Below are 21112 nucleotides of genomic sequence, written 5' to 3'. Positions count from 1 at the left end.
TTTCTTCGGTTTTGCCTCCGCTTTGGCTTTCGGCTTTTCTGCCGCCTTTTGACTTGGTTTTCGCTTTGGTTCTTGCGGTTTTTCCGCTAGCTTCTCTCTATGCCGTCTCAGTAGCATATAAACACTCCTCTACTTATTAGGCTAGGTTAGTAAGTTTAACTGCTTTAGCGTCGTTTTCTAGAACAGCAACATAATGCTCATCAGCAGAAATAACAGTAGTTTTCGCTAGGATATCACGCTGGCTTTCAACCTCAACATCTTTCTTAAGGTAGATAGCTAGTGCGCCAGGCTTAACGATGAAGTTTGTGTAAACTCCTGCGTTATTAGGAACTTTCTTAGAAGCAACAACTTGGCAACCTGCGATTTCACCGATAACTCCAGTCATGAAAGCGTTAGGAACGTTCTCGATGAATTTAGGGTCCTTACGCAAAGTACCTTTTTGAAGTGGGTGGATGAAAAGGATTTTTTGTTCGTCATCTTCTTCTTCGAATTTATCAACTGCATCAACGATAGCATCGTAAGAAATTACAGCTGTTGCGTTGTCGTGAAGTAACGTGGCGCCGCTAAGTGCAGTAACTAAGTCTTTATCAACTTTAGCTGCGATAGAATCTTCTAATTGTCTTTCGGCTTCACCAACTGGATCTCCGTAACCTGAAAGAGCAGCTTTATCAGTGATTTCTACTGCTTTACCAGCTTGTTTAATTGTTGCAGACTGAGTAGTTGCCGAAAGTACTACAGTTCCCATCGCTACGCCTTCAGTCAAGTCGTCAGCATCACCGATATAACTAAACTTAGGAATTGTTACTGTGTCGCCTGCTTGGCCGACTAAAGTGTCATCAAGTCGAGCTAGTGGTGCAAATTTAATCTTGCTTGGTAGCGATGCAGAAATCATATCCGCCATAACTTGAGGATTTACTAAGTTTGCTAATTTTGTTTGTGCCATTGTTCAAACACTCCTTAAAATTTGTTATTGTTTTTTTAAAAATAAAATAAAGCAGATAGCGATTTGCTACCTACTTAATTTCTTGTATAAGTCTGGATTTGTAGAGAATAGCTTAGTTCTTTCCGGATAGGTCATTTTTGCGAATTGATCTTTAGTAATCCCGTTATACTCTCCGCCATTAGTCATTTCGCCAACAGGTTGTTGAGGTTGTTTCCCAAACAATCCTTTTTCTTCGGCTTTGTTGATCCAATCGAGTTTACCTTCTGGCGTAAGATTCCCAGGAATCAAGTCGTGAAACTCTTCCGGAATTCCTTTTAACTTTGTTTCAAGTAATGAATTAACTACACCCTCTAATTCTTTGGCGCGATTTTGTACGCTTTCGAACTGAGATTTCACTTCGCTGAATTCTTTTGAGGTTGATTCGTATAATTCCTGGAACTTACCTTGTTCTTCCTGTGATTTCTTTTCTGCGTCAGATTTTTCTGCAAGGAACTGATCCATTTTCGCTTGAATATCCTTATAGCGCTGATTCACTTCGTCAAACCTTGATTTCGGAATCATGTGCTCTTTGTGTTCATCCGGTTTTTTCGTCTCGTCAGACGGGTTATTTTCTTCAGCGAATAACTGTAAATTCAAAGGTAATAGTTTTTTCATTTTCCATTTCTCCTTTTTCGTTTTTAGCGAGCAACGCCTCGAAATTTTTGCGACTTTTTATGACTTTCGCCAGGTCGGACCAGGGCGTTTATATCCCGTTTAAATTTCTAAGCCTTTCCGGCAACCTATCAAGGCGACGGATCGGCGATATAACATGTTTGCAATTCGGATGAAATATTTCACGCCGAGGCAACGTTCCCACATACGGAAAGTCACCGTCGGCATTTGGCGTCAATTTAACGACTTTACCTTCCCAGTTTCGGCAGGCATCTTTTGCGCCATGGCTGGAAATAACTCCGTAATTTGCATCGCGTCCTAGCGCCTCATTTATCGCTGACTCGCGCTGTGTGTGCGACATTTTAGTACGTACGACCATTTCCGCATATACTTTCGGATTCCAGCGACGGCCAGCCGCGTCAATGATGCCAGTATTAACCGCATCACCTAGCCGCTTTCTCATATCCGCAACAATGTCCTGCACAATCGGAGTAGTCGTGTTGTTACCGCGAGTTAAGTTGCTACGGATTGACTCAGCAGTTGCTTCACGGATTGCATTACGGACTTTACGGTCGACGTTTTGCGATACCTGCAACAAGTCGTCCTGCGTGTCCGCAACTGCCGTTTTTATTAACTCGCGATTAAACCGGTTGAAGGATACGATTTTACGCGCTTCATCGACTGTCTCGACGACACCGAGCGCCATTATTGCGTGAACTACGCCGTCCTCGGCAGCGCGTGGAATAAATGTCGTTATCCAGGCGCCAACCGACGCGTCTAATTCCGCGAGTATCAGCGTGATTTCCTTTTGCGTAGCCAGTACGTTTGCACGTTGCATTTTCGTTAAGTCAATCCGTTCAAGTTCAAGTCGGATATCATGAAGCGCCTTTTCGTAGTACCGGACTAGCTGGCGAATATCATGTTCGTAAGTAGGCGTAGGAATCTCGCGAAAATCCGCCATGATTATTCACCGCCAGTTTCTTCGTTAAATATCGAAGGGTTTACGAATCCTTGCGCCTTTTCTTCTTCTTGGATGCGTTTTAGTTCGATACGCGCTTGTTCCTCGGTGAATCCGTTAATATCCATGATTGCGCTAAGTTGTGATTGCGTCGGTTTGCCTGCTGTACGGATTTGAGCAATATTTGCTTGTTCCATTTCGTCGTCTGGAAGACCGTCTTTAAATCTGATTTTAGGAACCGTAATTTCATAGCTTGGTTTTTTATCAGATTTTGCGTGTTCCAGCATTTGCGCAACTAGCAGAACATGCTTAAGGCCTTTATTGTAGTACTGACGTTTCCGGTTTATCTTTGCGAGAAGTGAATTCATACGCCACTTAATTGCATATCCTGACGCTCCTGAAGTCCCACTGTCTCCTTTGCCTAAAGCGACCGGAGGTAACTCCGAAACAATAAGAAGATGATCCAGCAATAACTCCAATTCTTTAAACGCAGCCTCCAGTTGCCCGTTCCAGGTGATGTATTGCGGAACTAATTCGTTCTTATCCATAACCTCGAAGATTTTGTCTCTGCCTGCATGAAATATCGGATTTCCTTTCGCGTCCTCTCCTAGCGTTCCGTGAGGTACGGCCATTGCTGGATCAGAGTGCTTGTCAAGAATCTCCGCAATCTTGCTCAGGCGGTTATCGATTTCTGCGAAAATAGATTCGTTCTCACTAATATCGTCCATACCTTCCCACGAATCATCCGTAGAGAAGTTCGGAACGTGTACGATAAGGTGAAACGGCACTCCGGTATCAACCGTGCGTCTCTCACTAACGATTTCGTCTTCAATTTTCCATTCGATGACTGCGTTCTCGTAACTTGAGTGGCGAAACGGTCTGATTTTATACTTCGAATATTCAATACGGCCGGGGTAATGAGATTCAATATTCAGTACCCACTCCTCGTCGCCAGTTCCTTCGACAACGACTGGCCGCGCGATGTGATAAGCGTATACTGACGAACTATCTCCGGATAATGTTTCCGGAAATACATACTCAGCTTTTTGCGCTTCAATAAAAACTCGGAAAGGATCGGCCGATTCCGGTATAATTCCACCGTAACGCTGGCCCCAACGGATTTTATAGAAGGAATCCCCGCGATAGGCATTGCCGAATGCAGATTCGTAGTTTGTTATATGCAGATCGTTTTCTTCTACTAAGCGCTCAATAGCCTTCTGTTCTTCTGAAGAATCGTCCTTTCCTGCGCTAAACACTGGTGTCTCGCCGAATAAGAAGTCCGCCGACTTTTTCGCCAAGGTTCCTGGCAAGTTTGATGCGATATATACTAACTGCTGCCGATGATCCGGAAAGCTATTGAAAACTAAATCGTGATTTCCTTTGATGATGTGTTTATTTTTTCGATACCGCTCAATTCGCTCTAAATGAGATTCCGGCGGAAAATATTCACCTTTATTAAATAGACTCAAATGCGCACCTCCTATTTACAAACCTTCTGGCTTAGTCCTATAACTGCGACGTGTGCGTCCTGCGCCAATTAGATCAACCACACCGGCACAAGCATCCGCCAAATCATCGTGCTGTCCGCTCGGAAACTGTTCGAGTTGCTCCAGCAATAAGCTATGATGCTTCATAAAACGCAAAAAGCCGCTTTCACATAACGGCTCAAGTGCTTCTATACGTTTTTCTTTTTTAGCTCCGTGATGGGCAATCGGCTTCAGCTTTGTACCATAAACGCGCTCTTTCGCAAGTTTTTCACGCAACTGACGATACATGTCATGACCTACGCCAATTGTTTCGACCGCAAAAACGCTGTGGCCGAACTCTTTTATCTTTGTTACCGCCATATCCAGCGCAATATGTGCCGGACACTTTTTCGCCCAGGCATCGATTATATAGATAATGCCGGTTCTTCGATTTCTTGCGACCGTTATGATTGCGTTATAGTCAGCTCGGGAAGACTTGCCGGCAGCGACGTCCCAAAAGGCGTAATAATCTAACGGTAATGGTCGGCCTTCTTCGTCGAAGAGGTCAGATTCGTCATAATAACGGAAAGATTCTGGATGAAAAATGGCACTCTCTTCGTCACGAGGCTCATTCTGGTACTCCGTGTTAAAAGCTTTTGATCCGTTCGCCCATTTCCACGTTAATAACTTCCATAACGGCTGCACTTCCGGCCATAAAACAACTGCACCGGCGTCCATTTCCGATTTGTTGGCTTCGTAGAACTCTCGCGCCTTTATCTCACGCTCATTTATCGGGATTTGGTCGCTTAAGTATATCGACTTGCATTCGTCCCATAAATCCATGCGGTCAGGGTCTTCTATAAGCGCTCGATATTTCTTTGATTGGAAGTCCGGGCGATTATTTATTAAGTCGTTAAGTAAACTTGCCTCATGGACTACCGTTCCCATTACAATAAAGGCCGTTTTCTCACCTTTTGCATCACCGAGTGGCATGACCGTTTGCGAAAACCAGTCCTTCAGTTTGTCACGCTGTTCTTTTGTGGCCGCGTTGGTCTTGATATCTTCGAGGTCGTCCCCGATTACCAAATCCGGACGTACGCCGTTCCAGTTACGACCACGCAATGCCTGGCCGGTTGAAGCCGCTTGTACCATCGTCAGCAATTTTTGCCCGCCGTTTGCTTCCGGCTCCCATGCGATTAAGGAAGTCGTGTTATCTTTCGGGTTCATCTGCTGTTTCGGCGAAAGTAATGGACCGAAGTCACGGCGCAACTTTTCGTTACTTTTCAGCTGTGTCGCCAGCCATTCCAAGTTAGGCTCGGAAACGGACGGCGTTTCAGAAATAACGATAATATACTTACGTTTGCGAAAACAGACTTCGCGCAACGGTGCCGCCTTGGATAAATACGACGACTTACCATGCGAACGTGGCGCTGCTCGAACGATTTTTGCGTTCTTCGTAACGTTTGATACCTCGTCAATACTTTCGCAAATCTCTTTATGGAATTGCGGCCCATCTTCAGCTGCTTCAAGCTCGAATCCGTCCCAATTACCGGAGTTTCCCGGGTTGTAACGTTCCGAAAAATACTCTAACGCAAAATAGAGAAGGTCATCTTCCGCACGTTGGATGCGCTTAAGACGGTCCAGGTCGTCTAGCAATTCGTCCAGCTCCACGTATTCGGCTTCCGTTAAGGTGCCGGACGTTTCCCTGGCGAGCATTTCGGAAACAAGTTCGGACTGTACATCGATCAGTTCCGAGCGTTGTTGCCGCGTCAGCCATCTTTCGTTAACCCATGCGATAGTGACCGCCTCCTTTCCGTTAGAACTTGAATGTGTTTATAGGACTGCGCTTAGGCCTTTTATTTGCCTCGGTCTCTAACTCCGTAATTACTTCCTCATAAGGATCGGAAACTGCCGACTGCATTGCGCGAAGTAATTCGATTTTTTCTTTAGTGGTAAATCCGTAAGTATTTAAGTTTTCAGCCATTTCGCGTGTTGATAGCAGACAATTACTTTTTGCTACGGTTAATTCCGCACTCACATACGTCTTGTATGCGTTTTTTCTAATATCCATCGCTTCGAATAGTTTCATTGGACGTTGCTCCCTTCTATTTAGAAAACGGCAAAAACTCCTACCGTTAGGCATTCGGTAAGAGTCCGCTTTAGTTAAGTAAAGTCAAAACGTTTTTCTGACGCTCGGATTTGTTCGCCACTTAAATCCTCTGATTTTGGGCCTGGCCCCCTTGGGTGGGGGTCGTTAGAAAATATAACGTTTTATTATTGCAATTGTTATGGAAATGAAATACAATTAACTTAATAAATAACGTTTCTTTTAACAAACGTTTTTCATAACGAAAGGTTGTTGATTAAGTATGGTTAAAGTTGTCGGTTATATTCGCGTTTCAACTTCTGAACAAGCTAGCGAAGATAAGTTCGGGTTGCCTGTACAACGGGAGGAGCTTGAGAGCTACTGCCACGCGAAGGGATACGACCTGCTTGAAGTATATGTCGACGAAGGTATCTCTGGCTCCACGCTCGAACGTCCGGAGCTTAACCGAATGCTATCGGCCGCTAAGGATTTCGCAAAGGTAATCGTTCCTAAGTATGATCGCATCAGCCGTGACCTGTACGGCCAACTGTTCATCGAGAAGGAGCTGGCGGTCAAGGGCGTAGAGCTCGAGTCGGTGCGTGAGCCCTTCAACGGTAGTACGCCGGAGATGGCTCTTATGCGTCAGATGATGGGTGCGTTCGCTGAATTCGAAAAGCAACGTATCGCCCAACGATTAGCCACTGCGAGAGAATACAAGCGCAAGCAAGGCGGCTTCGCTGGCGGCAGGGCGCCGTTAGGTTATACCGCAGAGAAAGGTAGCAAACGCCTGCATATCAACGCTGATAAGGTCGATACAGTCCGCAGACTCTTCGCTTTACGTTCGGAAGGCCTGACGCTGCAAGCTGTTGCTGACCGGCTTAACGACGAAGGCCATACGACTCAGGACGGCAAGCACTTCACGCAAATGCAAGTCAAGCGCGCCCTGGACCGAGAAGACTTATATCGTGGCAACCTCGAAGCTGATCCGATATTATGACGGACGGCTTTTTGTTTTGAAAAAATTCCGGGCAGGCACGCGCCAGGCAGCCGCAGCAGATGAAATAGCACAAATCCACACCGATTCACATACGCCAGGACAAGCGTACCCTAGTTCTTTCTACTATATAAGCGTCATTCCTGTTCCGTTGTGGAATCGTCCCTATAGCGTGCCAGTCTCGCCTTTATTGCGGCTATATCTTTATCGGATTTAACCTCTGCGTTAACCTCTACGCGGTCTGTCAGCATGTCATTCGCCTGCAGTAGCGTTTTAAATAAGGCGGCATTTCCGTCCTTGATAATGTGCTGCGGTATTGCAGCGAATATCTCTGGTAACTTGTCTGCAGATGCACGGACAATCTCGCGTTTGTACTCACGTTCAAATAACGGGTCTTTGCGCCAATTGTATAGCGTATTAACATGCACGCCACACTCTGCGGCAATCTCATCGTAAGACTTACCTCCGCGTTTTGGTACGGCGAGTAGCGCGATTGCCTTGTAGTGTTCTGCGCCGAGTGATTTGAGTGCCATCGTATTACCTCCTTCTTAGTTCTTTTTTGGTGCGACTTTCAATTTAATATCTACGTCATCCACTTTCTTATTTTCAAAGGAATAGTTTGCGTCTATCTCGTAGTACCTTGGTCGTTCTCCCTGAAATAAAACTTCCGGCAAGTAATCAAGTTCGATAATATATTTATTTCTCTGCGTATCCTTCACAACCTTAGCTGGTCTACGTGTGAAGTCGGTTACTGGTTTAGTCGGCTTTTCAATATCAAATCTAGTCATTTATCATTTCCCCTTTAAATTAAAATGGCGCCGGCTGGACGCTTATCTACTTCTTTTCTTCTTCGAATAATCTTTCATGCAATAAGGTATTAGTATCTATATCGCATATTCTTTTTGCGCAAATATCTTTTAATAAAAGATGGCAGCGACTATAAGTGCTCTTCTTATAGGAGCAATGTTTTGTTTGTTATTATTGCGTTTGTTCTTATTACGTTTGTTCTTATTACCGTCACTCTACAGTGATTGACCTAATTCACTCTACAGTGATTGACCTAATTCACTCTACGGTGATTAACGAATCTTTACCGTATAACACATCGAGATTGTGCCGTATCTGATCGTCAGTCAACGCGGAATAATACATCGGAAAGTAAAGCTTGTCACGCTTGTTTGACGTATAATCATAAGCAGTCTTCAGCAAGCCAACCGCCTCAAGCACGTTGGACAGTTTCGCTATCCTGTTCCGTCCGATGCCGGTATCTGCAGCGATACGCTCGACGGAAGTAAACGCGCTCATATACCGGTCGTTATCTCGCTGGCCGTTCACGTTCGACAGTAAGTACGTATAAACCAGCACGATGTCCGCGTTGCCTTTTTCGTATTCTCTTGCGATAGGAACCAGGCGGCGATACATGTCGTGCGGAATTGTTGCGTAGCCAGACAGGCCGTTGTCGTCCCGAAGACTGTACGCTTTTCTTTGCGCAGCTTCTTGCGCCAGTTGCTTAAACCTTTCGCTCATTTTCGCTTATCCCCCTTCTACATAAAGGCGGAGCTTAAGCCGGCTTGTTACCGGCATACTCCGTTAAAAGATCGTTTAACCTATCGTTTCGTTCGAACTGCCAGAATTGGCGCATTGTTGACTCGTTCAGCCCGGTGCAAATATACTTAACGCCCGACTCTCGTAAAAACCGGTACAAAACCGGCGAATAACAGTAGAAAAATCTATTATCCATTTAAATTACCTCCGCATAATCAACTGTCTCGCCAAAATCCTTTATCTCTTTGTCGGCAGCGTCCGCAATCTTCACGATCAACTTAAGCCGTTTGTGGTAAGCCTCTTTAGATTCGGCGCTGGTTAACATGTCGATGAACCTATTAACGGAAACAACACGCACTTTATCGGTAATGTTGTAGTCCTTATCATCGCCGATCAGGTAAACGAGAATTAACTTATCGCAGTGGCCGACGTATTTACTTATTGACTTTGACCTTAACGCTGTTAGTTCCGTTAACTTTGCGTCAATCCACTTTTCACTTACGGGAGTTCTGACGATAAAGTCCGGTCGGCAGCCGTTTACTGTTTCTTGGATCACGTTGAGCTTTAATTCAGCTAATATATCGCCAAGGACTTCCTCAAAAAGAAGACCCGTAGCGCTTTTGATAGAATTTAAGTTTCGATTTCGATGGAAGCAGACCGCAGGATTAAGGCCGTGTTCGAGTAAAAACTCTTCGTACGTGCCATAAAGTTTCTTGGCTGCACTGTAAAAGCCCTCGATGTTACCAACACTTTGCGGATTTACTTTCTTTCCATCGGACATTAGTTCAAATAATTGTTTTCGCAGAGAATCTTTTGTCCACTCTGACATGTTTAGCCTCGCTCCTTTCAAATTAAAAACCCCGACTGGCATAATCAGTGGAGAGCATCGCCAAACTCGGGTCGAGATAGTACCTGTTGCAACGCTCCCCTCACTACTTATTACGCCATAAATTAGGTATTTCTATAGATTGACTATTGAATAAGTGTCAGTTATAATTTAAATTGAATATCTATGTCTAAATTTACTTAGAGACTAAAAATCTCTTTTATCTGTTAAATGACCGAACGCGTTAAGGTCCATTATCTTGTATTCTTTTAAATTTGATTTAAACACACGCATTAATTCACCGTTCGCATCATACCAGCAGCAAGGCTGCTCTTGAGTGAACTCCTTGTAGTCACGGTGTCTCTCAGCGTTAATGTCTCTCCGCACTTGATCCGGTGACTTCTCTGGTGTTACCGTGTTTACTCGAGCCAATTCATCCGCCAGTCGCTCAACTTCCGCAACAACCAACACATAGATTTCGTACATCGACGTTGGAGCTATCTCTTTGGTTTCGTCCTTTAAATAAGCTACAAATCCTTTTGTTGCCGATATATCATGATCGAGCGCATCATATACGAAATCCACGGCAAATTCACGGGAACGAATCCACTCGGACAATCTCGCGTTTTGACTACTTAATTGCTCGTCGGAATCCGCCAGCTCAAGAAACGATTTCCACTCCGCTATTTGCCTCGCAAGGTAAGAGCCTCGTCTAGTTAATTCCGGCATTTCCCTTCGATGTTCCTCCCAGGCTTTCAACGTTCTTTCTTTTATCCGCTTCTTGATTCGGTCGAGGTCATGCGTTTTCATGCCGGCCAGCTTTTCGAAGTCATTCTCGTCGATATAATCGGAGTCTTTTTTCAGCAAGCCGGATGAAAGTCCGTCAATAAATTCATTTTGCCTGGCGGTTAGAACTTCGTGGCGGTTATTACGAAACCACTCAACGAACGGATTTTTAGCGTAGGTGTAACTAGGCGCAAAGAAAGACTCAGAAACTTCGTCAACTAGCGAACCAACAACGTCACCTGCCTCGTCGTATAAAGGACGGTCGAGCGATTCGAAATTAACTGTGACGAATACTTTACCACCAGTTTCCGGATCATACAGGCGCCGTGTGTTCGGATTAGCAATGGCGGGCAACTCGTGCTCGATTTTCCTTACTATCGCCTTTACTATGCGGTTGAGATTTAATTTATCCTCTCCGGAGATGACTACGTCCCAGCTCGTATCTTCCGCCAATCTGAAGCCATCGAGCACTTCCCACGCAATAGTTACAGCAGAATTGTAAAGCTCCCTTTTTTCAAAACTACCTTTACCCGCTAAACTTGTGAGGAGACTTAGGATTGTGCGTTTTAGCTTAGGATGCCTAGGGACAAAAGTGTGCTCCGTGCTGCGATTTTTTAATTCAAATAACACTTCTTCAAATAACCTTAATCTCTTTTTTGCTTCAGTCTCCATTTAAATTCCCCCATTTTAATTAATTTGGCTTGCCTTTTATCGGGGAACGTATTATAATATAATTGGATAAATATAATGACGCTCCCGATGCAGGGCGCAAAATAATAAGCTTGATGTTGGCGCATCAGGCCTATTGCTTTTATAGAATGTCGAGTATAGGTACGATTCCTTTTTTCGTTAGTAATTCGTGAATGAATAGTCGACCTTTTTGTGTCCATTGAGTGTGCATCCTCGATCCGTTTTCTCCTATTGAAATAGTCTTTGATTTCGTTAACCCCTTGTTTCTATGCTGCTGGTATAGTATCCATTGGCCCCCCACCTTGCGTTGTACTCTCTCATCTTTTAAAATCTGATTTAGTTGTTGTGCATTTAAGCCGTAATCGTCAGCTATTTGTCCGATGTTAACAGCGCTATTTGACGCTAAAATCGTGTCGTAATAAGTAACTTTCGGCTGGGCCAAGGTTATTTCATGCTCAAGCTTTTGCGCTTTAGCCTCGAGATGCTTATTGCGCGCCTGCTCTTCCTTAAGGCTTGAAAGTAGGCCGATCATAAAATCAGGATTACTTATCGCTTGCTCCAATACATTTTCTGTCATATAGGCGCCATGCTTTCTGATTGTTGGAAGGACTTCCTCTGCAATCCAGTCGGTAAACTTTTCTGCTTCCGGTTTCTTGCTACGGAAAACCAATTTATAAACGCCTGACTCATTTAATACCGCCATTTCTTGAGCGCCTCCAAGGGTGTCCACTTTTACCGACCCCCTTTGTTTCGCACTTAGCCTAGAGACAGCATCCCTGTGTTTGGATATTCCAAGAATTTCGCAAACATCCTTTGCCACAAAGTAAATTTCCCCATCTAACATTACCGTGCGAATCGGGTTTTCGTTGTAATTAAACAACTTTTGTACTTGATTCAAATTAACTCCCCCTTAATTTTTAATTTCATTGATTAGAAGCTTAATTGCGACAAGCTTTTCCTCCGTCAAGCCAAACGTCACCATTACCTTTCGCTTTACTCTATCCGTCAGCCTGCGATCACCTCCTTCAATACGTGATATTAATGAATGACTCACGTTTATTTTTGATGCAAATTCTCGAATAGAAAGTTTGCTTGACGTCCTGATAAGACGCAGTGTTTCGCTATCCATAGTTAACAGCTCCTTTGTGATTATCCATTGAAATCAAAATCCGACAAGCGCATGACATTTTCCACAATTAATAGGTTGCCGTATATGCTGGTAATGGAAATTGTCTTCCAACCGTATCACGCCACACCTCAATTGAATGCCGTTGATCTGCCCGTACTTGATCAACCGTCCGCGGATTCGCATGGCACCAATAAACGAAATCGCGGTATTCTTTTACAGTTAAGGAATTTGCAGATGCCAGCCATTCTATTAACCTGTCAAAGTTCGCTTGTGGCATACCAAATCTACTTTTATTAGCTCTAAACCATTCAAAAATATTTTTAGAACCTTTGGATTTAATCAAATCGTTCCTTAAAGGAACCATATTTCCGACCGTTGTTCCTCCGTGTCCTGTTGATAGTGGGATTACGTGGCACATTACAACTTTATTTACCTGCGCATTCAACTTGATATTTTTTCTCATCTAAATCTCTCCCTTTAAATTAGTTTTATATTTACTGCGGTCACGGCACCGGAATAGTACAATTAAATAATATCTTCGAAATCTTCATCATCTAAATTTTCGAACTCATCATCGTCAAACTCCTCAAAGTCGTCATCGTCATTTTCTAAACAAAAATCCAAATCATCCTCGACATATTCGAAACGATATAAGACTTCGCTTTCAGTAATTCCATGAACACACTCGTGAGGTACAAGCAGCAACCCCCGCATATCGCACGCTACAAGATATGCAGTTTGACGAGTAGTTTTTGTTTCAACATAAGGTTCACCTGTAAAAGTATTTTTCGCTCGGTAATGCTCTCTTGTACCGACTACTGAACGTTTTCCAACAACAATTCCGGTTCTCATTTCGTCAAAAAACAATGTTTCATATTTTCGACTTATCCCAACGGACCCTTTTGATAAGATCTTTTTCTTCTGAATTTCCACTTCGTGCTTTGAGGTGAAGATTTGCTCCAATTTACCAGTGATACTTACCTTTTGTCCTAGTTTAAACATTAATATCTCTCCCTTCGGACTTAATGTCCGATTATTTTGCCTTACGAATACTAATAGACCAAAATTGCTTTTAAGTGGGACAACTTTCGTTAACTTTTTTAATCCGGTTACCCAGGGTTACTCCATAACAATTTCAACTTTAACGATGCGGCCATTCTCGTCTTTCTTAGCGTAAACATCATAAATGCCGTCGCCGTAAGCTGTATTAAATCCAAGCGCGTAACTATTTAGGATTTGCGCAGCTCCTTTTCCCTTCGTAGCTTCGTAGATTTCTAAGCATTTCTCATCGGTCGCCTCCTTTACGTAGCAAGGGTCCGTAATCATCAACATTCCGCTATCGACTCCGACAGAACCGATTCGCTCCATTGTAGTTGTTTCGCTACGGTAAAAGTTATACCAGTCCGCAAGCTTTTCGACTAGATTATCCGTTTTGGTCACGCGTCGTAATTCAAATTCATCGCCTAGGTTCATTATGATCGCCATTCTTTCCGGGCATTGCTCTTTATCTAAGATTAAGAAATCAACTGCCTCACCTGTTTTTACCTCAACCACTTCGTAATATCTTTTTGCCATCTTAATTTCCTCCTCAAATTTGTTTTTTTGTCTTACACGGTGACTTTAACTCCTCAAATAATAATACGGTTTAAAAGGAAGTGTCGCGCACCTTCTATTGCCTTCATAAGATGATACAAGTTTGGTGATCGTTTCGGACACCTAATCAACAAGTTTTTAACTCTTTCTAAAAAATAATAGGGTTTAGCAAGCAAACTCGCGCAAAATATCGCGCACTTTTGTCCGTTTGTAACATAAATGTAATATTCAGAGAAACCTCATCGCTACCCTTACATTATGAATGACGCACGAGGCACCGTTTTCGGATAGTAGAATTAGATTTTGTTTCCCTGTAATGATTGACGCGATAGAAACCAAAGTAGCGCATGTTTTTCGGAACTTTTTACCTTTCTTTTTATATGTCGCTTTAAATTGCAGAACCGCGCACTTTTTCTCCTTACAATTACTATGCCGTCATAGTCACCGTTTTCGGACACTAATTTGCAAACTTTTTCACCTTACGCTTAATATGTCACGCCAATTCCCCAATCCGGACACTTGATATAATGCATGATTTATCAATTTCGAACATTTAATAAGAAATTTGCTCGATATTATAAAGTTTATTCACCCAATAGTATCCCGAAAAGTTTAACCCCGCGCACTTTCTATATACAAAAAGACCCGACCATATTGCCGTATGGCCGAGCCTCTCGATTATTCCACTCCGAATGCGACAAAAACCCGTTCGAGGTCTCCGGTCACATTCAATTCCTGGCGCAGTTCATACGATCTTCTCACAGCCCGCTGATACTGCTCGGATGTTTTCTCTACTTCATGGCGCAAGAAATTATACACCGGTTGCAGACGCGCAAGCTCATCCTTTACAAGACGGCGATTAGTAAGAATTTCTTTCAACTTCTGGGCGTAATTGTTTCCTTCTGCTACATCGAACTCTCCAGAGCGCTCGATATCATGGTAGCATTGCGCCAACTGTTTATCTAAAACGCTCTGGAATCGATTTAAAGTTTCGTGCGACTCCTTCACGTAAGCGTGTAATTCTTGCAATCTATAAAAACATTCTTCCGCAATATTTGTAATCATTTCCGTCTCCCCTTCCGAATTATACCCGACGTTGCCTATCGGTTTGCCGCCCGCCGCCGGGGAGTAAGTATGTGGCCTATTGCCGTAGACCGTTAATATTAAGCTTGGACGAAGTCTCCCCCGCAGCCAGGATCAGATACAATTAAATCAACTAAAAGCGCTGGGTTTGACGCAAGGTAATCTGTGGCGTTTACGTCTAGGTCGACCACTACCACGTCAGGATTGTCCGTTTTTACCGCCTGGTAAAGACTGAAACCTTCCTCTGTAACTAGGACTTTATCGCCGAATAGCACACCCGGCTCGTTATCACGTTGATTGATTACATTTTCGAATCTATACTGCACAGTCACTTTCTTCATTGCATAGCACCTCCGGACATTATTAGATTAACGATATATTCCGGGTCTTCATCGCTGTAATCTTTGTCGTCATTAATGCGGTCAACGATAACCCAATCCGACTTTTCTGGATGAATCGCGCAATTATGAATTGAAACGCTACCTAAATCGTCAGCAACAAGAACCTGACCGTTATCGTATAAAACGCCGATTTCCGTCATTTCTTCGCTAGGAATCGGACTATATCTATCATCTTTAAACTCGACTATTACCTTACGCATGTGGTACACTCTCCCTATATACATTTTTGATTGAGCTCAGCCGGTGTGCAGACCGCTGGGCTTTTTACTTTTTTGCAAACTCCCGCAGGACTTCGATTAATGAGGCGCCAATAAGCCAATTAAACCCTAACTCCGTTAAACGCTTGTTGTCTTCAGCAAGAAAGTCCGCTTGAAACCTCGCACAAGTTGTCCGATCAATTCGTACTGTGTCTTGCGATTCTGCTACCGGTTCATCAAGAAGGAAAATATTCGCTTCATTTTCAAATCGCTCGAGTACAAGATCAGCCGCCAGTAAAATAACCTCCGACTTAACTTCGCCAAATCCAGGGTCATCTTCAGCCGTGAAGATTGCAGAGATGAATCGAATCATTACTTTCGCCTCCTTACCAACGTACAGCATCTCTGACACTTAACGTCATGTGCTTGCCGTAGTAATATTTTTCGAGTCTATGCATCGCATCAACCAACGCCTTTGCGGATTCGTATGATGGGCAATCCGACAATTTCCGAAAGTCTCCCGAAGCCCACTCTTCAGGAACAACATCTACTTCAACTTCGAGATATGGCCTTAAACTATTCAGTGCATGATCCACTATTTTTGGCTCCTTCAAAGATTATTGATAAATTGCTTAATCTCTTCTTGCGTTCTAGCCGGGAAAATAAAATAAATAGACATGATTGTTAATCCGGAAAGTATCATATAAAACATTGCAAATGCAGCACCCATTAACCACCCCTCCTTACTCACTGAGTAACACTTTCTGAGTTTTATAATATAACTTAACGAGTCATACGTCAAGAGGTTTACTTAAAAAGTTTTTTAAAGTATAATGAATTTGAGGTGATAACGGGTGGCAGGTAAAACAATGAACGATAATAACTTCGTTTCTTTATTAGCTAAAACGCTTGAAAATCTAGACATTACAAAGAATGCTTTAGCAGTAGAGGCGAAAGTTCGTCCGGCAACAATACATGATCTTGTTAATGGGAACGCGAAACAAGTGAATTTCGAAACGTTAAAGGCGATTATAGACGCATTGAATCGCATTTCTTTCGAGAAGGGCCATGTAAGAAGGCATACGGTCGAAGACGTATTTAAATACGAACCAACGCAAAAGAGCGCCCAATAAGAGCGCTTCTTTTTATTTTAGTACGCAAATACCATATAAAATTGTCGCTAATACGCCCCATTTAGCAGCCCCCTTACTAAGCATTGCAATAAGACAATACACACCAGCGCTAGCAACGGCGATGAAAGGGAACGCCAAAGCCAAATCCGAAGCAATATCAACAATACCACCGACAGTGACTTCCGCAGCCTTTTCACCCAACCACTCCCACACGCTAAATTTCGGAATCTCTCCGACTCCATTACCGATAAATCCATTCGCAAGCATCCGGTCAACAACCGGCGATGGATCGAGCCAGGAGCCCGCAGCATCCTTCATTCCGAAGTGTAAATGCGGACCTGTTGAGGCGCCTGTATTTCCGCTAAGTCCGATTATATTTCCGTTGTTAACATACTCACCTACCTTCACACTGACATCGCTCATATGGCCGTATATCGCCCGTGTTCCGTCTTCAAATCGGATTGATAGGCCTTTACCTATCGCAGAACTTCCATCAAATACACGGTCGATAACTCCTTCACCGATAGCACGTAACGGAGTCCCTTCCGGCACCGCCAGATCGATTCCAGTATGTGGCGTTTTATGGACCGCATCGACTGCGCCGAATTTACTCGTTATCCGGACGATCATTTAAATCACCTTCATCGCTTCAACCAAGATATTAAGAACTAGTGGAGTCATTTGCACTAAAACGTAGCCCAACCCGGCGCCCGACATCATCGAGAATCCTTTTTCACGGTTGCCAATCATGATAAAGAGTGCTCCGCCTAACACCACGACCATAGCTACCGGATAGGCAAGCGCCTGGACTAAGGTAATTAACGGATCAAAAGCATGCAACATTTTATCGTACATGGCGCCTGTAACTGCAGCAGCATTAACCGGTACAGCTTCGGCAGCAAGAGCGCTTTTAACTTTGAATAACGGTGCAATAGCCAACGGAATCAAAATGCCAGTTTCACGAAAAGCCTTCAGTTCCTTTTGCGTCAATTCCTCCGGTTGATTCTTACGCGCCATAAACTCTTTAATGGAATAGACCTCTTCTTTGCGTTTAAACATGCTGTTAGCCTCCTATGCGGAAATCTTTTAGTGTAAATACCTTGGTGTTCAACCCTTTGCTCAGCCTTTCTAATTCGCTTTTCCTGTGCTCGCTAACTGTTATCCAAATAAAGTCCGGCGCTATCATGCCGAATGAACCGCGCTGCTTTAATACCCGGTACTTTTCGATTTTAGTTTGATTTTTCTTCATGGTCTGTGTGTTATCGACTTCAACAATCGTATAAACATCGCCCCGCTTGAATAACGCATCAGCAACGCAGGTCACATTCTCTTTCTTTGTTGCTCCTTCGCTCCTTATCCGCATTTCATTCCGCCATGAATCCGGGCAACCATAAGCGATATAGAGGTGATTCCGCATAATGTAATGCTGGATATTGCCGGTACTCTTGCGTACCTTATCGCAATTAACTAACGCTCTGCCGGCCGCGTTGAGATAATAGATGTTTTCACCGGCTTTAATGACGTTTAAATAATCTTCCATCTGCTTTAAAACACGCTGCGCATTACGATCGCTTTTCAATTTATGAATCGATTGGATTTGACTTCTCGTAAGGTAATCAAGCTTCTTCAATGACAGTAGTATAGCTTCTTGCCGATTCCTCTTTTTTACCTCTCTGTGATGCATTGGATTTCTCACTCCTCGCTCTGAAGTTGATGTGAGGCGTTACAGTTTGACTAATTAAATCTTCATCAATGAAATAAGACTGCATAACTTTCGTTCTATTCCGCTTGTAAATTGACCGGCCCTGGATTAACGGCAACTTTTCCGCACCACCTTCGTCTAATACGACACCACTAGCCGTTGAGGTATCGACCGGCAAGCATATGCGAGTAATTAGATTCCGTTTAACCTGGCTGCTGACGGTTTCAGCCGTTGGATATTGCGTGCAGTACAGTAACCGAATACCGCTCGCTCGACCACGCCTTGCAATATCTTTTATGAGGTTTTCACATTCAATTTTCAGCTTTTTAATTTCCTTATCGACTTCCCCTTCACTTGCCAACTCCGCACTTTCATCGATTACTACAAAATGTCGTTCCTTAATGCCGGCCTGCTTAACATTTTTCTTTCCAGTTCGGCGCAACATATCGAACGTCTTACTCATTTCCGTCTGAACGTTTTCAAGTGCAGTTTTTGCGTCAAATACATCCGCAGCAAAATTCCTTACCTGCTTGATATTTTCATAAACTCCGAATTCCAGCCCGCCTTTTAAATCGATCAGCGTAAATTTCACCTCATCCGCATGATTGTGCAGCAACGTGTTGATGATAACGTTCAATATATTGCTTTTTCCCATGTCGGTAGCTCCACCGATTAGCAGATGCGGACCACTTTCGAAATCATGATCGACTTGGCCGTTAAGCGTCTTACCTAGCGCAACATGCCACGGCTTACACTTCCTCATAATTTCCTGCGTTAAGTCGTATTTCTCTTGCAAGCCTTCGTCATAAACACGGATTTTCAACATACCGTCATATTCCATTTCGAGTTCCTTATTTAACTGGACGCGGTTATTTATAATCCGCTGTATTTCCTTCAGCAGCTTTCGGTCCAGCTTTAACCGCTTAAACTCCCGCAAGTCGATCCGATGCACACTGCGATTATTAAGACCGTCCCTAAACTTGCCGTATTTGTCGGTAAAGTCTTCAAGCTCTAACCCTAACGGAATTTTATAGACATACTCCGTGTACTTGCTGTCCTGACTACGATTCCTGCGATACAAACGCAACTTCTCATCTTTTTTGTACAAGCCGCAATTCTCCGCAATCTTTAAAATCTTATCGCTATCGTTGCTGGAATTCGTCCGATAATAATGACTTGCGCCCCAAACACCGAGCATGCTGGCCGTTGTAACTACCTCGAATAGCAAATCACCACGCCCCCTTCTATATCACCTAGTGATAGTTGCAAGACTAACGCATTCGCGGACGTACAGAATGATTGTTGATGGCACTGATATATTCCGAGTATTCATTCGTTCGTGCTTCCATTTTGTTAACGTCTGCTCTTGCGTATAGTAAATGGTATGGAAAGACGAAACAAAAATTGCCTGTACCGATAAAATTTTTACCCATTTGGCAAAATACGAGCATAAAAAAGACGACCTATTCCGGCTCCTGGTCGTCCGTAAGATAAAATATGTCGTTAACTGGCCGCTTAATCTTTTCGCTTATTTGAAGCGCAATCTCAAGCGTTGGTTGCCTAACTCCTTTTTCATAGCGATTATATTGATGAACGCTGATCTGAAGAAACTCAGCAAACTCCGTCTGATTCATACGATGATCATGACGTAGCTCCTTCAAAGTATTTTTGACAGCCATCTCTATCACCTCGCCTAATATTTCTCCATTTTGGCGATAATTCCTTTTAGGGAGGTGTAATTTATGGTTGAGTATATCGTTTTTATAGGCATTTTGATCGCTGGTTTTTTAGCATATTTATTCCACAAACCCGGTGATCCTATATTAACTCCTGTTGCAGCTGAAAGAATTAGATGCCAGAGCCCTATCGAACGAATTTTGTATGATGCATTAGTATCTCAGGGCTACGTGGTAAGAACGCAAGTACCTTGCGGAAGATATTCGATTGACTTAGCCATACCGTCGCTCAAATTAGCCATAGAGTGTGACGGTAAAGCATATCATAGCTCTCCTACACAAAAAGCACACGATAGACGGAAAAACGCTTTTTTAAGAAAAAACGGATGGCGCGTTTTACGATTTAGTGGTAGACAAATTAACCGGGAATTATCAAAGGTTTTATATAGAATTAAAAGAGAGGCTAATAATTAGGAGGCGAAAGGGGGATTAGATATGAGCAAAGGACCATCTGAGGAAGCAATGCGAAAATTTTATGAGGCAGTAAAGCCAGCGTTGATAAGGATAGCAAAAGAATTTAAAAAGAAGAAGAAATAAGGCTCAACGAACCTTATACTCCTTACCTTTTAGCCAATCATTGAAAATATCCTTATGAACCATCCTCTTTTTTCCAATCGTTTTTACAGGGAATTGCTTACTTTGAAGTAGCCCATACGCCTTATTTCTCCCAATGCCAGTGAGTTTCATAATATCGTCAACATCAAGCATCACTTTTTCGCACATGTTTAAACCTCCTTGCAATATTCAACATCTTTTTAAATTGACTCGAGAGAAGAGATGTTCATTCGAAGGATAATTCTCTGTATAAAGATAGCCGCATTCCATAGCAGCGTTATATCAACACAGTGTATCGGGAAAACTAACCGTCGTTGATATAACGCATTTCACTATTTTATATACATTACTCCATCATCAACGGACCTTAAACTCCTTGCCTTTTAGCCATTCGTTAAATATATCCCTATGTACCATGCGCCTTCTACCGATCATTTTTACCGGAAATTGCTTACTATGCAACAAACCGTAAGCCTTATCTCTCCCTACGCCAGTCAACCTCATTATGTCGTTAGCGTCAAGCATCACTTTCTCGTTATCTACTGTCATTTCATCTTTATTTGTCACGAAATCACCTCCTTTGTTTCAAATTATCCGAAGTAAAAAGCGTGTAAACTCCGTCTATGATTCTTTTTTCA

31 protein-coding genes are annotated in these 21112 nt (G+C 43.2%); 3 read left to right on the top strand and 28 right to left on the bottom strand.

Going from position 1 to position 21112, the window contains the following annotated elements:
- Window positions 1-136 precede the first annotated feature (136 nt).
- From AC0VZ9_RS11165 to AC0VZ9_RS11140, 6 genes are all read right to left on the bottom strand, one after another.
- Window positions 137-943: a N4-gp56 family major capsid protein gene (locus tag AC0VZ9_RS11165; RefSeq protein WP_475397384.1), complete on the bottom strand. Its 807-nt coding sequence runs from the start codon at window positions 941-943 to the stop codon at window positions 137-139.
- 66 nt (window positions 944-1009) lie between these two features.
- Window positions 1010-1597: a hypothetical protein gene (locus tag AC0VZ9_RS11160; RefSeq protein ID WP_475397383.1), complete on the bottom strand. Its 588-nt coding sequence runs from the start codon at window positions 1595-1597 to the stop codon at window positions 1010-1012.
- Between the two features lie 88 nt (window positions 1598-1685).
- Window positions 1686-2555, bottom strand: a complete 870-nt coding sequence (locus tag AC0VZ9_RS11155; RefSeq protein ID WP_475397382.1) for a phage minor capsid protein — start codon at window positions 2553-2555, stop codon at window positions 1686-1688.
- A gap of 2 nt (window positions 2556-2557) precedes the next feature.
- Window positions 2558-4021, bottom strand: coding sequence for a phage portal protein (locus tag AC0VZ9_RS11150; RefSeq protein WP_475397381.1), 1464 nt, complete (start codon window positions 4019-4021; stop codon window positions 2558-2560).
- Window positions 4022-4036: 15 nt separating this feature from the next.
- Complete coding sequence (locus AC0VZ9_RS11145) at window positions 4037-5689, bottom strand: phage terminase large subunit family protein (protein WP_475397380.1); 1653 nt, start codon at window positions 5687-5689, stop codon at window positions 4037-4039.
- A 145-nt stretch (window positions 5690-5834) separates the two neighbouring features.
- A complete protein-coding gene (locus tag AC0VZ9_RS11140) occupies window positions 5835-6107 on the bottom strand; it encodes a hypothetical protein (protein ID WP_475397379.1) in 273 nt (90 codons plus the stop codon).
- A 280-nt stretch (window positions 6108-6387) separates the two neighbouring features.
- On the opposite strand from AC0VZ9_RS11140, the gene AC0VZ9_RS11135 reads away from it, so the two are divergent.
- Window positions 6388-7101 (top strand): recombinase family protein, encoded by a 714-nt coding sequence (locus AC0VZ9_RS11135; protein ID WP_475397378.1) that lies wholly within the window; start codon window positions 6388-6390, stop codon window positions 7099-7101.
- A gap of 134 nt (window positions 7102-7235) precedes the next feature.
- Here the strand turns inward: AC0VZ9_RS11135 and AC0VZ9_RS11130 are convergent, their stop codons facing one another.
- The 15 genes from AC0VZ9_RS11130 to AC0VZ9_RS11060 all read right to left on the bottom strand — a co-directional run bounded on the left by AC0VZ9_RS11130 (window position 7236) and on the right by AC0VZ9_RS11060 (window position 15944).
- Window positions 7236-7631, bottom strand: a complete 396-nt coding sequence (locus tag AC0VZ9_RS11130) for a phBC6A51 family helix-turn-helix protein (RefSeq protein WP_475397377.1) — start codon at window positions 7629-7631, stop codon at window positions 7236-7238.
- A gap of 15 nt (window positions 7632-7646) precedes the next feature.
- On the bottom strand, window positions 7647-7886 hold the full coding sequence (locus tag AC0VZ9_RS11125; protein WP_475397376.1) for a hypothetical protein: 240 nt from the start codon (window positions 7884-7886) through the stop codon (window positions 7647-7649).
- Window positions 7887-8163: 277 nt separating this feature from the next.
- Complete coding sequence (locus AC0VZ9_RS11120) at window positions 8164-8625, bottom strand: hypothetical protein (protein ID WP_475397375.1); 462 nt, start codon at window positions 8623-8625, stop codon at window positions 8164-8166.
- 214 nt (window positions 8626-8839) lie between these two features.
- Entirely contained in the window at window positions 8840-9472 is a 633-nt protein-coding gene (locus AC0VZ9_RS11115) for a hypothetical protein (protein ID WP_475397374.1), read from the bottom strand.
- A gap of 204 nt (window positions 9473-9676) precedes the next feature.
- A complete protein-coding gene (locus tag AC0VZ9_RS11110; protein ID WP_475397373.1) occupies window positions 9677-10927 on the bottom strand; it encodes a hypothetical protein in 1251 nt (416 codons plus the stop codon).
- A gap of 139 nt (window positions 10928-11066) precedes the next feature.
- Complete coding sequence (locus tag AC0VZ9_RS11105; protein ID WP_475397372.1) at window positions 11067-11843, bottom strand: phage antirepressor; 777 nt, start codon at window positions 11841-11843, stop codon at window positions 11067-11069.
- A 12-nt stretch (window positions 11844-11855) separates the two neighbouring features.
- Entirely contained in the window at window positions 11856-12074 is a 219-nt protein-coding gene (locus AC0VZ9_RS11100) for a helix-turn-helix domain-containing protein (protein WP_475397371.1), read from the bottom strand.
- A 67-nt stretch (window positions 12075-12141) separates the two neighbouring features.
- On the bottom strand, window positions 12142-12537 hold the full coding sequence (locus AC0VZ9_RS11095) for a hypothetical protein (RefSeq protein WP_475397370.1): 396 nt from the start codon (window positions 12535-12537) through the stop codon (window positions 12142-12144).
- A gap of 62 nt (window positions 12538-12599) precedes the next feature.
- Window positions 12600-13076, bottom strand: a complete 477-nt coding sequence (locus AC0VZ9_RS11090) for a hypothetical protein (protein WP_475397369.1) — start codon at window positions 13074-13076, stop codon at window positions 12600-12602.
- A gap of 117 nt (window positions 13077-13193) precedes the next feature.
- The gene (locus tag AC0VZ9_RS11085; RefSeq protein WP_475397368.1) at window positions 13194-13649 is read right to left on the bottom strand and encodes a hypothetical protein; all 456 of its coding nucleotides are present in this window, start codon (window positions 13647-13649) and stop codon (window positions 13194-13196) included.
- Window positions 13650-14345: 696 nt separating this feature from the next.
- Window positions 14346-14732, bottom strand: coding sequence for a hypothetical protein (locus AC0VZ9_RS11080; protein WP_475397367.1), 387 nt, complete (start codon window positions 14730-14732; stop codon window positions 14346-14348).
- A gap of 98 nt (window positions 14733-14830) precedes the next feature.
- Window positions 14831-15091 carry a hypothetical protein gene (locus AC0VZ9_RS11075; RefSeq protein ID WP_475397366.1) on the bottom strand — a complete coding sequence of 87 codons (261 nt, stop codon included), beginning with the start codon at window positions 15089-15091 and terminating at the stop codon, window positions 14831-14833.
- Window positions 15088-15351: a hypothetical protein gene (locus tag AC0VZ9_RS11070; protein ID WP_475397365.1), complete on the bottom strand. Its 264-nt coding sequence runs from the start codon at window positions 15349-15351 to the stop codon at window positions 15088-15090. The genes AC0VZ9_RS11075 and AC0VZ9_RS11070 overlap by 4 nt, the downstream gene beginning before the upstream one ends.
- A gap of 64 nt (window positions 15352-15415) precedes the next feature.
- Complete coding sequence (locus AC0VZ9_RS11065) at window positions 15416-15721, bottom strand: hypothetical protein (protein WP_475397364.1); 306 nt, start codon at window positions 15719-15721, stop codon at window positions 15416-15418.
- Between the two features lie 13 nt (window positions 15722-15734).
- Complete coding sequence (locus tag AC0VZ9_RS11060; RefSeq protein ID WP_475397363.1) at window positions 15735-15944, bottom strand: hypothetical protein; 210 nt, start codon at window positions 15942-15944, stop codon at window positions 15735-15737.
- 258 nt (window positions 15945-16202) lie between these two features.
- Here AC0VZ9_RS11060 and AC0VZ9_RS11055 point away from each other — a divergent pair, with 258 nt between their 5' ends.
- Window positions 16203-16481 (top strand): helix-turn-helix domain-containing protein, encoded by a 279-nt coding sequence (locus tag AC0VZ9_RS11055; protein WP_427036618.1) that lies wholly within the window; start codon window positions 16203-16205, stop codon window positions 16479-16481.
- Window positions 16482-16493: 12 nt separating this feature from the next.
- On the opposite strand, the gene AC0VZ9_RS11050 is transcribed toward AC0VZ9_RS11055, so the two are convergent.
- The 5 genes from AC0VZ9_RS11050 to AC0VZ9_RS11030 form a co-directional block, all read right to left on the bottom strand.
- Entirely contained in the window at window positions 16494-17111 is a 618-nt protein-coding gene (locus tag AC0VZ9_RS11050; protein ID WP_475397362.1) for a M23 family metallopeptidase, read from the bottom strand.
- Window positions 17112-17540: a hypothetical protein gene (locus AC0VZ9_RS11045; RefSeq protein ID WP_386852463.1), complete on the bottom strand. Its 429-nt coding sequence runs from the start codon at window positions 17538-17540 to the stop codon at window positions 17112-17114.
- Window positions 17541-17544: 4 nt separating this feature from the next.
- The gene (locus tag AC0VZ9_RS11040) at window positions 17545-18111 is read right to left on the bottom strand and encodes a replication-relaxation family protein (RefSeq protein ID WP_475397361.1); all 567 of its coding nucleotides are present in this window, start codon (window positions 18109-18111) and stop codon (window positions 17545-17547) included.
- Window positions 18098-19411 (bottom strand): FtsK/SpoIIIE domain-containing protein, encoded by a 1314-nt coding sequence (locus AC0VZ9_RS11035; RefSeq protein ID WP_475397360.1) that lies wholly within the window; start codon window positions 19409-19411, stop codon window positions 18098-18100. The genes AC0VZ9_RS11040 and AC0VZ9_RS11035 overlap by 14 nt, the downstream gene beginning before the upstream one ends.
- Before the next feature lie 235 nt (window positions 19412-19646).
- Window positions 19647-19862, bottom strand: coding sequence for a helix-turn-helix transcriptional regulator (locus AC0VZ9_RS11030; protein ID WP_475397359.1), 216 nt, complete (start codon window positions 19860-19862; stop codon window positions 19647-19649).
- 63 nt (window positions 19863-19925) lie between these two features.
- Here AC0VZ9_RS11030 and AC0VZ9_RS11025 point away from each other — a divergent pair, with 63 nt between their 5' ends.
- Window positions 19926-20333, top strand: coding sequence for an endonuclease domain-containing protein (locus AC0VZ9_RS11025; RefSeq protein ID WP_475397358.1), 408 nt, complete (start codon window positions 19926-19928; stop codon window positions 20331-20333).
- Between the two features lie 126 nt (window positions 20334-20459).
- Here the strand turns inward: AC0VZ9_RS11025 and AC0VZ9_RS11020 are convergent, their stop codons facing one another.
- Both AC0VZ9_RS11020 and AC0VZ9_RS11015 read right to left on the bottom strand, forming a co-directional pair.
- Complete coding sequence (locus AC0VZ9_RS11020; RefSeq protein ID WP_475397357.1) at window positions 20460-20642, bottom strand: helix-turn-helix domain-containing protein; 183 nt, start codon at window positions 20640-20642, stop codon at window positions 20460-20462.
- Window positions 20643-20831: 189 nt separating this feature from the next.
- Window positions 20832-21041 carry a helix-turn-helix domain-containing protein gene (locus AC0VZ9_RS11015; RefSeq protein WP_475397356.1) on the bottom strand — a complete coding sequence of 70 codons (210 nt, stop codon included), beginning with the start codon at window positions 21039-21041 and terminating at the stop codon, window positions 20832-20834.
- Window positions 21042-21112 lie beyond the last annotated feature (71 nt).

The sequence above is a fragment of the Cytobacillus sp. QJM3NY_8 genome, from assembly GCF_056173585.1.
This window is presented reverse-complemented; position numbering and strand designations above follow the sequence as displayed.

What these genes read in the sequence shown, in the direction of transcription:
- AC0VZ9_RS11165 (WP_475397384.1), bottom strand. Translation starts at nt 943, where the DNA reads ATGGCACAAACAAAATTAGCAAACTTAGTAAATCCTCAAGTTATGGCG.
- AC0VZ9_RS11160 (WP_475397383.1), bottom strand. Translation starts at nt 1,597, where the DNA reads ATGAAAAAACTATTACCTTTGAATTTACAGTTATTCGCTGAAGAAAAT.
- AC0VZ9_RS11155 (WP_475397382.1), bottom strand. Translation starts at nt 2,555, where the DNA reads ATGGCGGATTTTCGCGAGATTCCTACGCCTACTTACGAACATGATATT.
- AC0VZ9_RS11140 (WP_475397379.1), bottom strand. Translation starts at nt 6,107, where the DNA reads ATGAAACTATTCGAAGCGATGGATATTAGAAAAAACGCATACAAGACG.
- AC0VZ9_RS11135 (WP_475397378.1), top strand. Translation starts at nt 6,388, where the DNA reads ATGGTTAAAGTTGTCGGTTATATTCGCGTTTCAACTTCTGAACAAGCT.
- AC0VZ9_RS11130 (WP_475397377.1), bottom strand. Translation starts at nt 7,631, where the DNA reads ATGGCACTCAAATCACTCGGCGCAGAACACTACAAGGCAATCGCGCTA.
- AC0VZ9_RS11125 (WP_475397376.1), bottom strand. Translation starts at nt 7,886, where the DNA reads ATGACTAGATTTGATATTGAAAAGCCGACTAAACCAGTAACCGACTTC.
- AC0VZ9_RS11120 (WP_475397375.1), bottom strand. Translation starts at nt 8,625, where the DNA reads ATGAGCGAAAGGTTTAAGCAACTGGCGCAAGAAGCTGCGCAAAGAAAA.
- AC0VZ9_RS11115 (WP_475397374.1), bottom strand. Translation starts at nt 9,472, where the DNA reads ATGTCAGAGTGGACAAAAGATTCTCTGCGAAAACAATTATTTGAACTA.
- AC0VZ9_RS11110 (WP_475397373.1), bottom strand. Translation starts at nt 10,927, where the DNA reads ATGGAGACTGAAGCAAAAAAGAGATTAAGGTTATTTGAAGAAGTGTTA.
- AC0VZ9_RS11100 (WP_475397371.1), bottom strand. Translation starts at nt 12,074, where the DNA reads ATGGATAGCGAAACACTGCGTCTTATCAGGACGTCAAGCAAACTTTCT.
- AC0VZ9_RS11095 (WP_475397370.1), bottom strand. Translation starts at nt 12,537, where the DNA reads ATGAGAAAAAATATCAAGTTGAATGCGCAGGTAAATAAAGTTGTAATG.
- AC0VZ9_RS11090 (WP_475397369.1), bottom strand. Translation starts at nt 13,076, where the DNA reads ATGTTTAAACTAGGACAAAAGGTAAGTATCACTGGTAAATTGGAGCAA.
- AC0VZ9_RS11085 (WP_475397368.1), bottom strand. Translation starts at nt 13,649, where the DNA reads ATGGCAAAAAGATATTACGAAGTGGTTGAGGTAAAAACAGGTGAGGCA.
- AC0VZ9_RS11080 (WP_475397367.1), bottom strand. Translation starts at nt 14,732, where the DNA reads ATGATTACAAATATTGCGGAAGAATGTTTTTATAGATTGCAAGAATTA.
- AC0VZ9_RS11075 (WP_475397366.1), bottom strand. Translation starts at nt 15,091, where the DNA reads ATGAAGAAAGTGACTGTGCAGTATAGATTCGAAAATGTAATCAATCAA.
- AC0VZ9_RS11070 (WP_475397365.1), bottom strand. Translation starts at nt 15,351, where the DNA reads ATGCGTAAGGTAATAGTCGAGTTTAAAGATGATAGATATAGTCCGATT.
- AC0VZ9_RS11065 (WP_475397364.1), bottom strand. Translation starts at nt 15,721, where the DNA reads ATGATTCGATTCATCTCTGCAATCTTCACGGCTGAAGATGACCCTGGA.
- AC0VZ9_RS11050 (WP_475397362.1), bottom strand. Translation starts at nt 17,111, where the DNA reads ATGATCGTCCGGATAACGAGTAAATTCGGCGCAGTCGATGCGGTCCAT.
- AC0VZ9_RS11045 (WP_386852463.1), bottom strand. Translation starts at nt 17,540, where the DNA reads ATGTTTAAACGCAAAGAAGAGGTCTATTCCATTAAAGAGTTTATGGCG.
- AC0VZ9_RS11030 (WP_475397359.1), bottom strand. Translation starts at nt 19,862, where the DNA reads ATGGCTGTCAAAAATACTTTGAAGGAGCTACGTCATGATCATCGTATG.
- AC0VZ9_RS11025 (WP_475397358.1), top strand. Translation starts at nt 19,926, where the DNA reads ATGGTTGAGTATATCGTTTTTATAGGCATTTTGATCGCTGGTTTTTTA.
- AC0VZ9_RS11020 (WP_475397357.1), bottom strand. Translation starts at nt 20,642, where the DNA reads ATGTGCGAAAAAGTGATGCTTGATGTTGACGATATTATGAAACTCACT.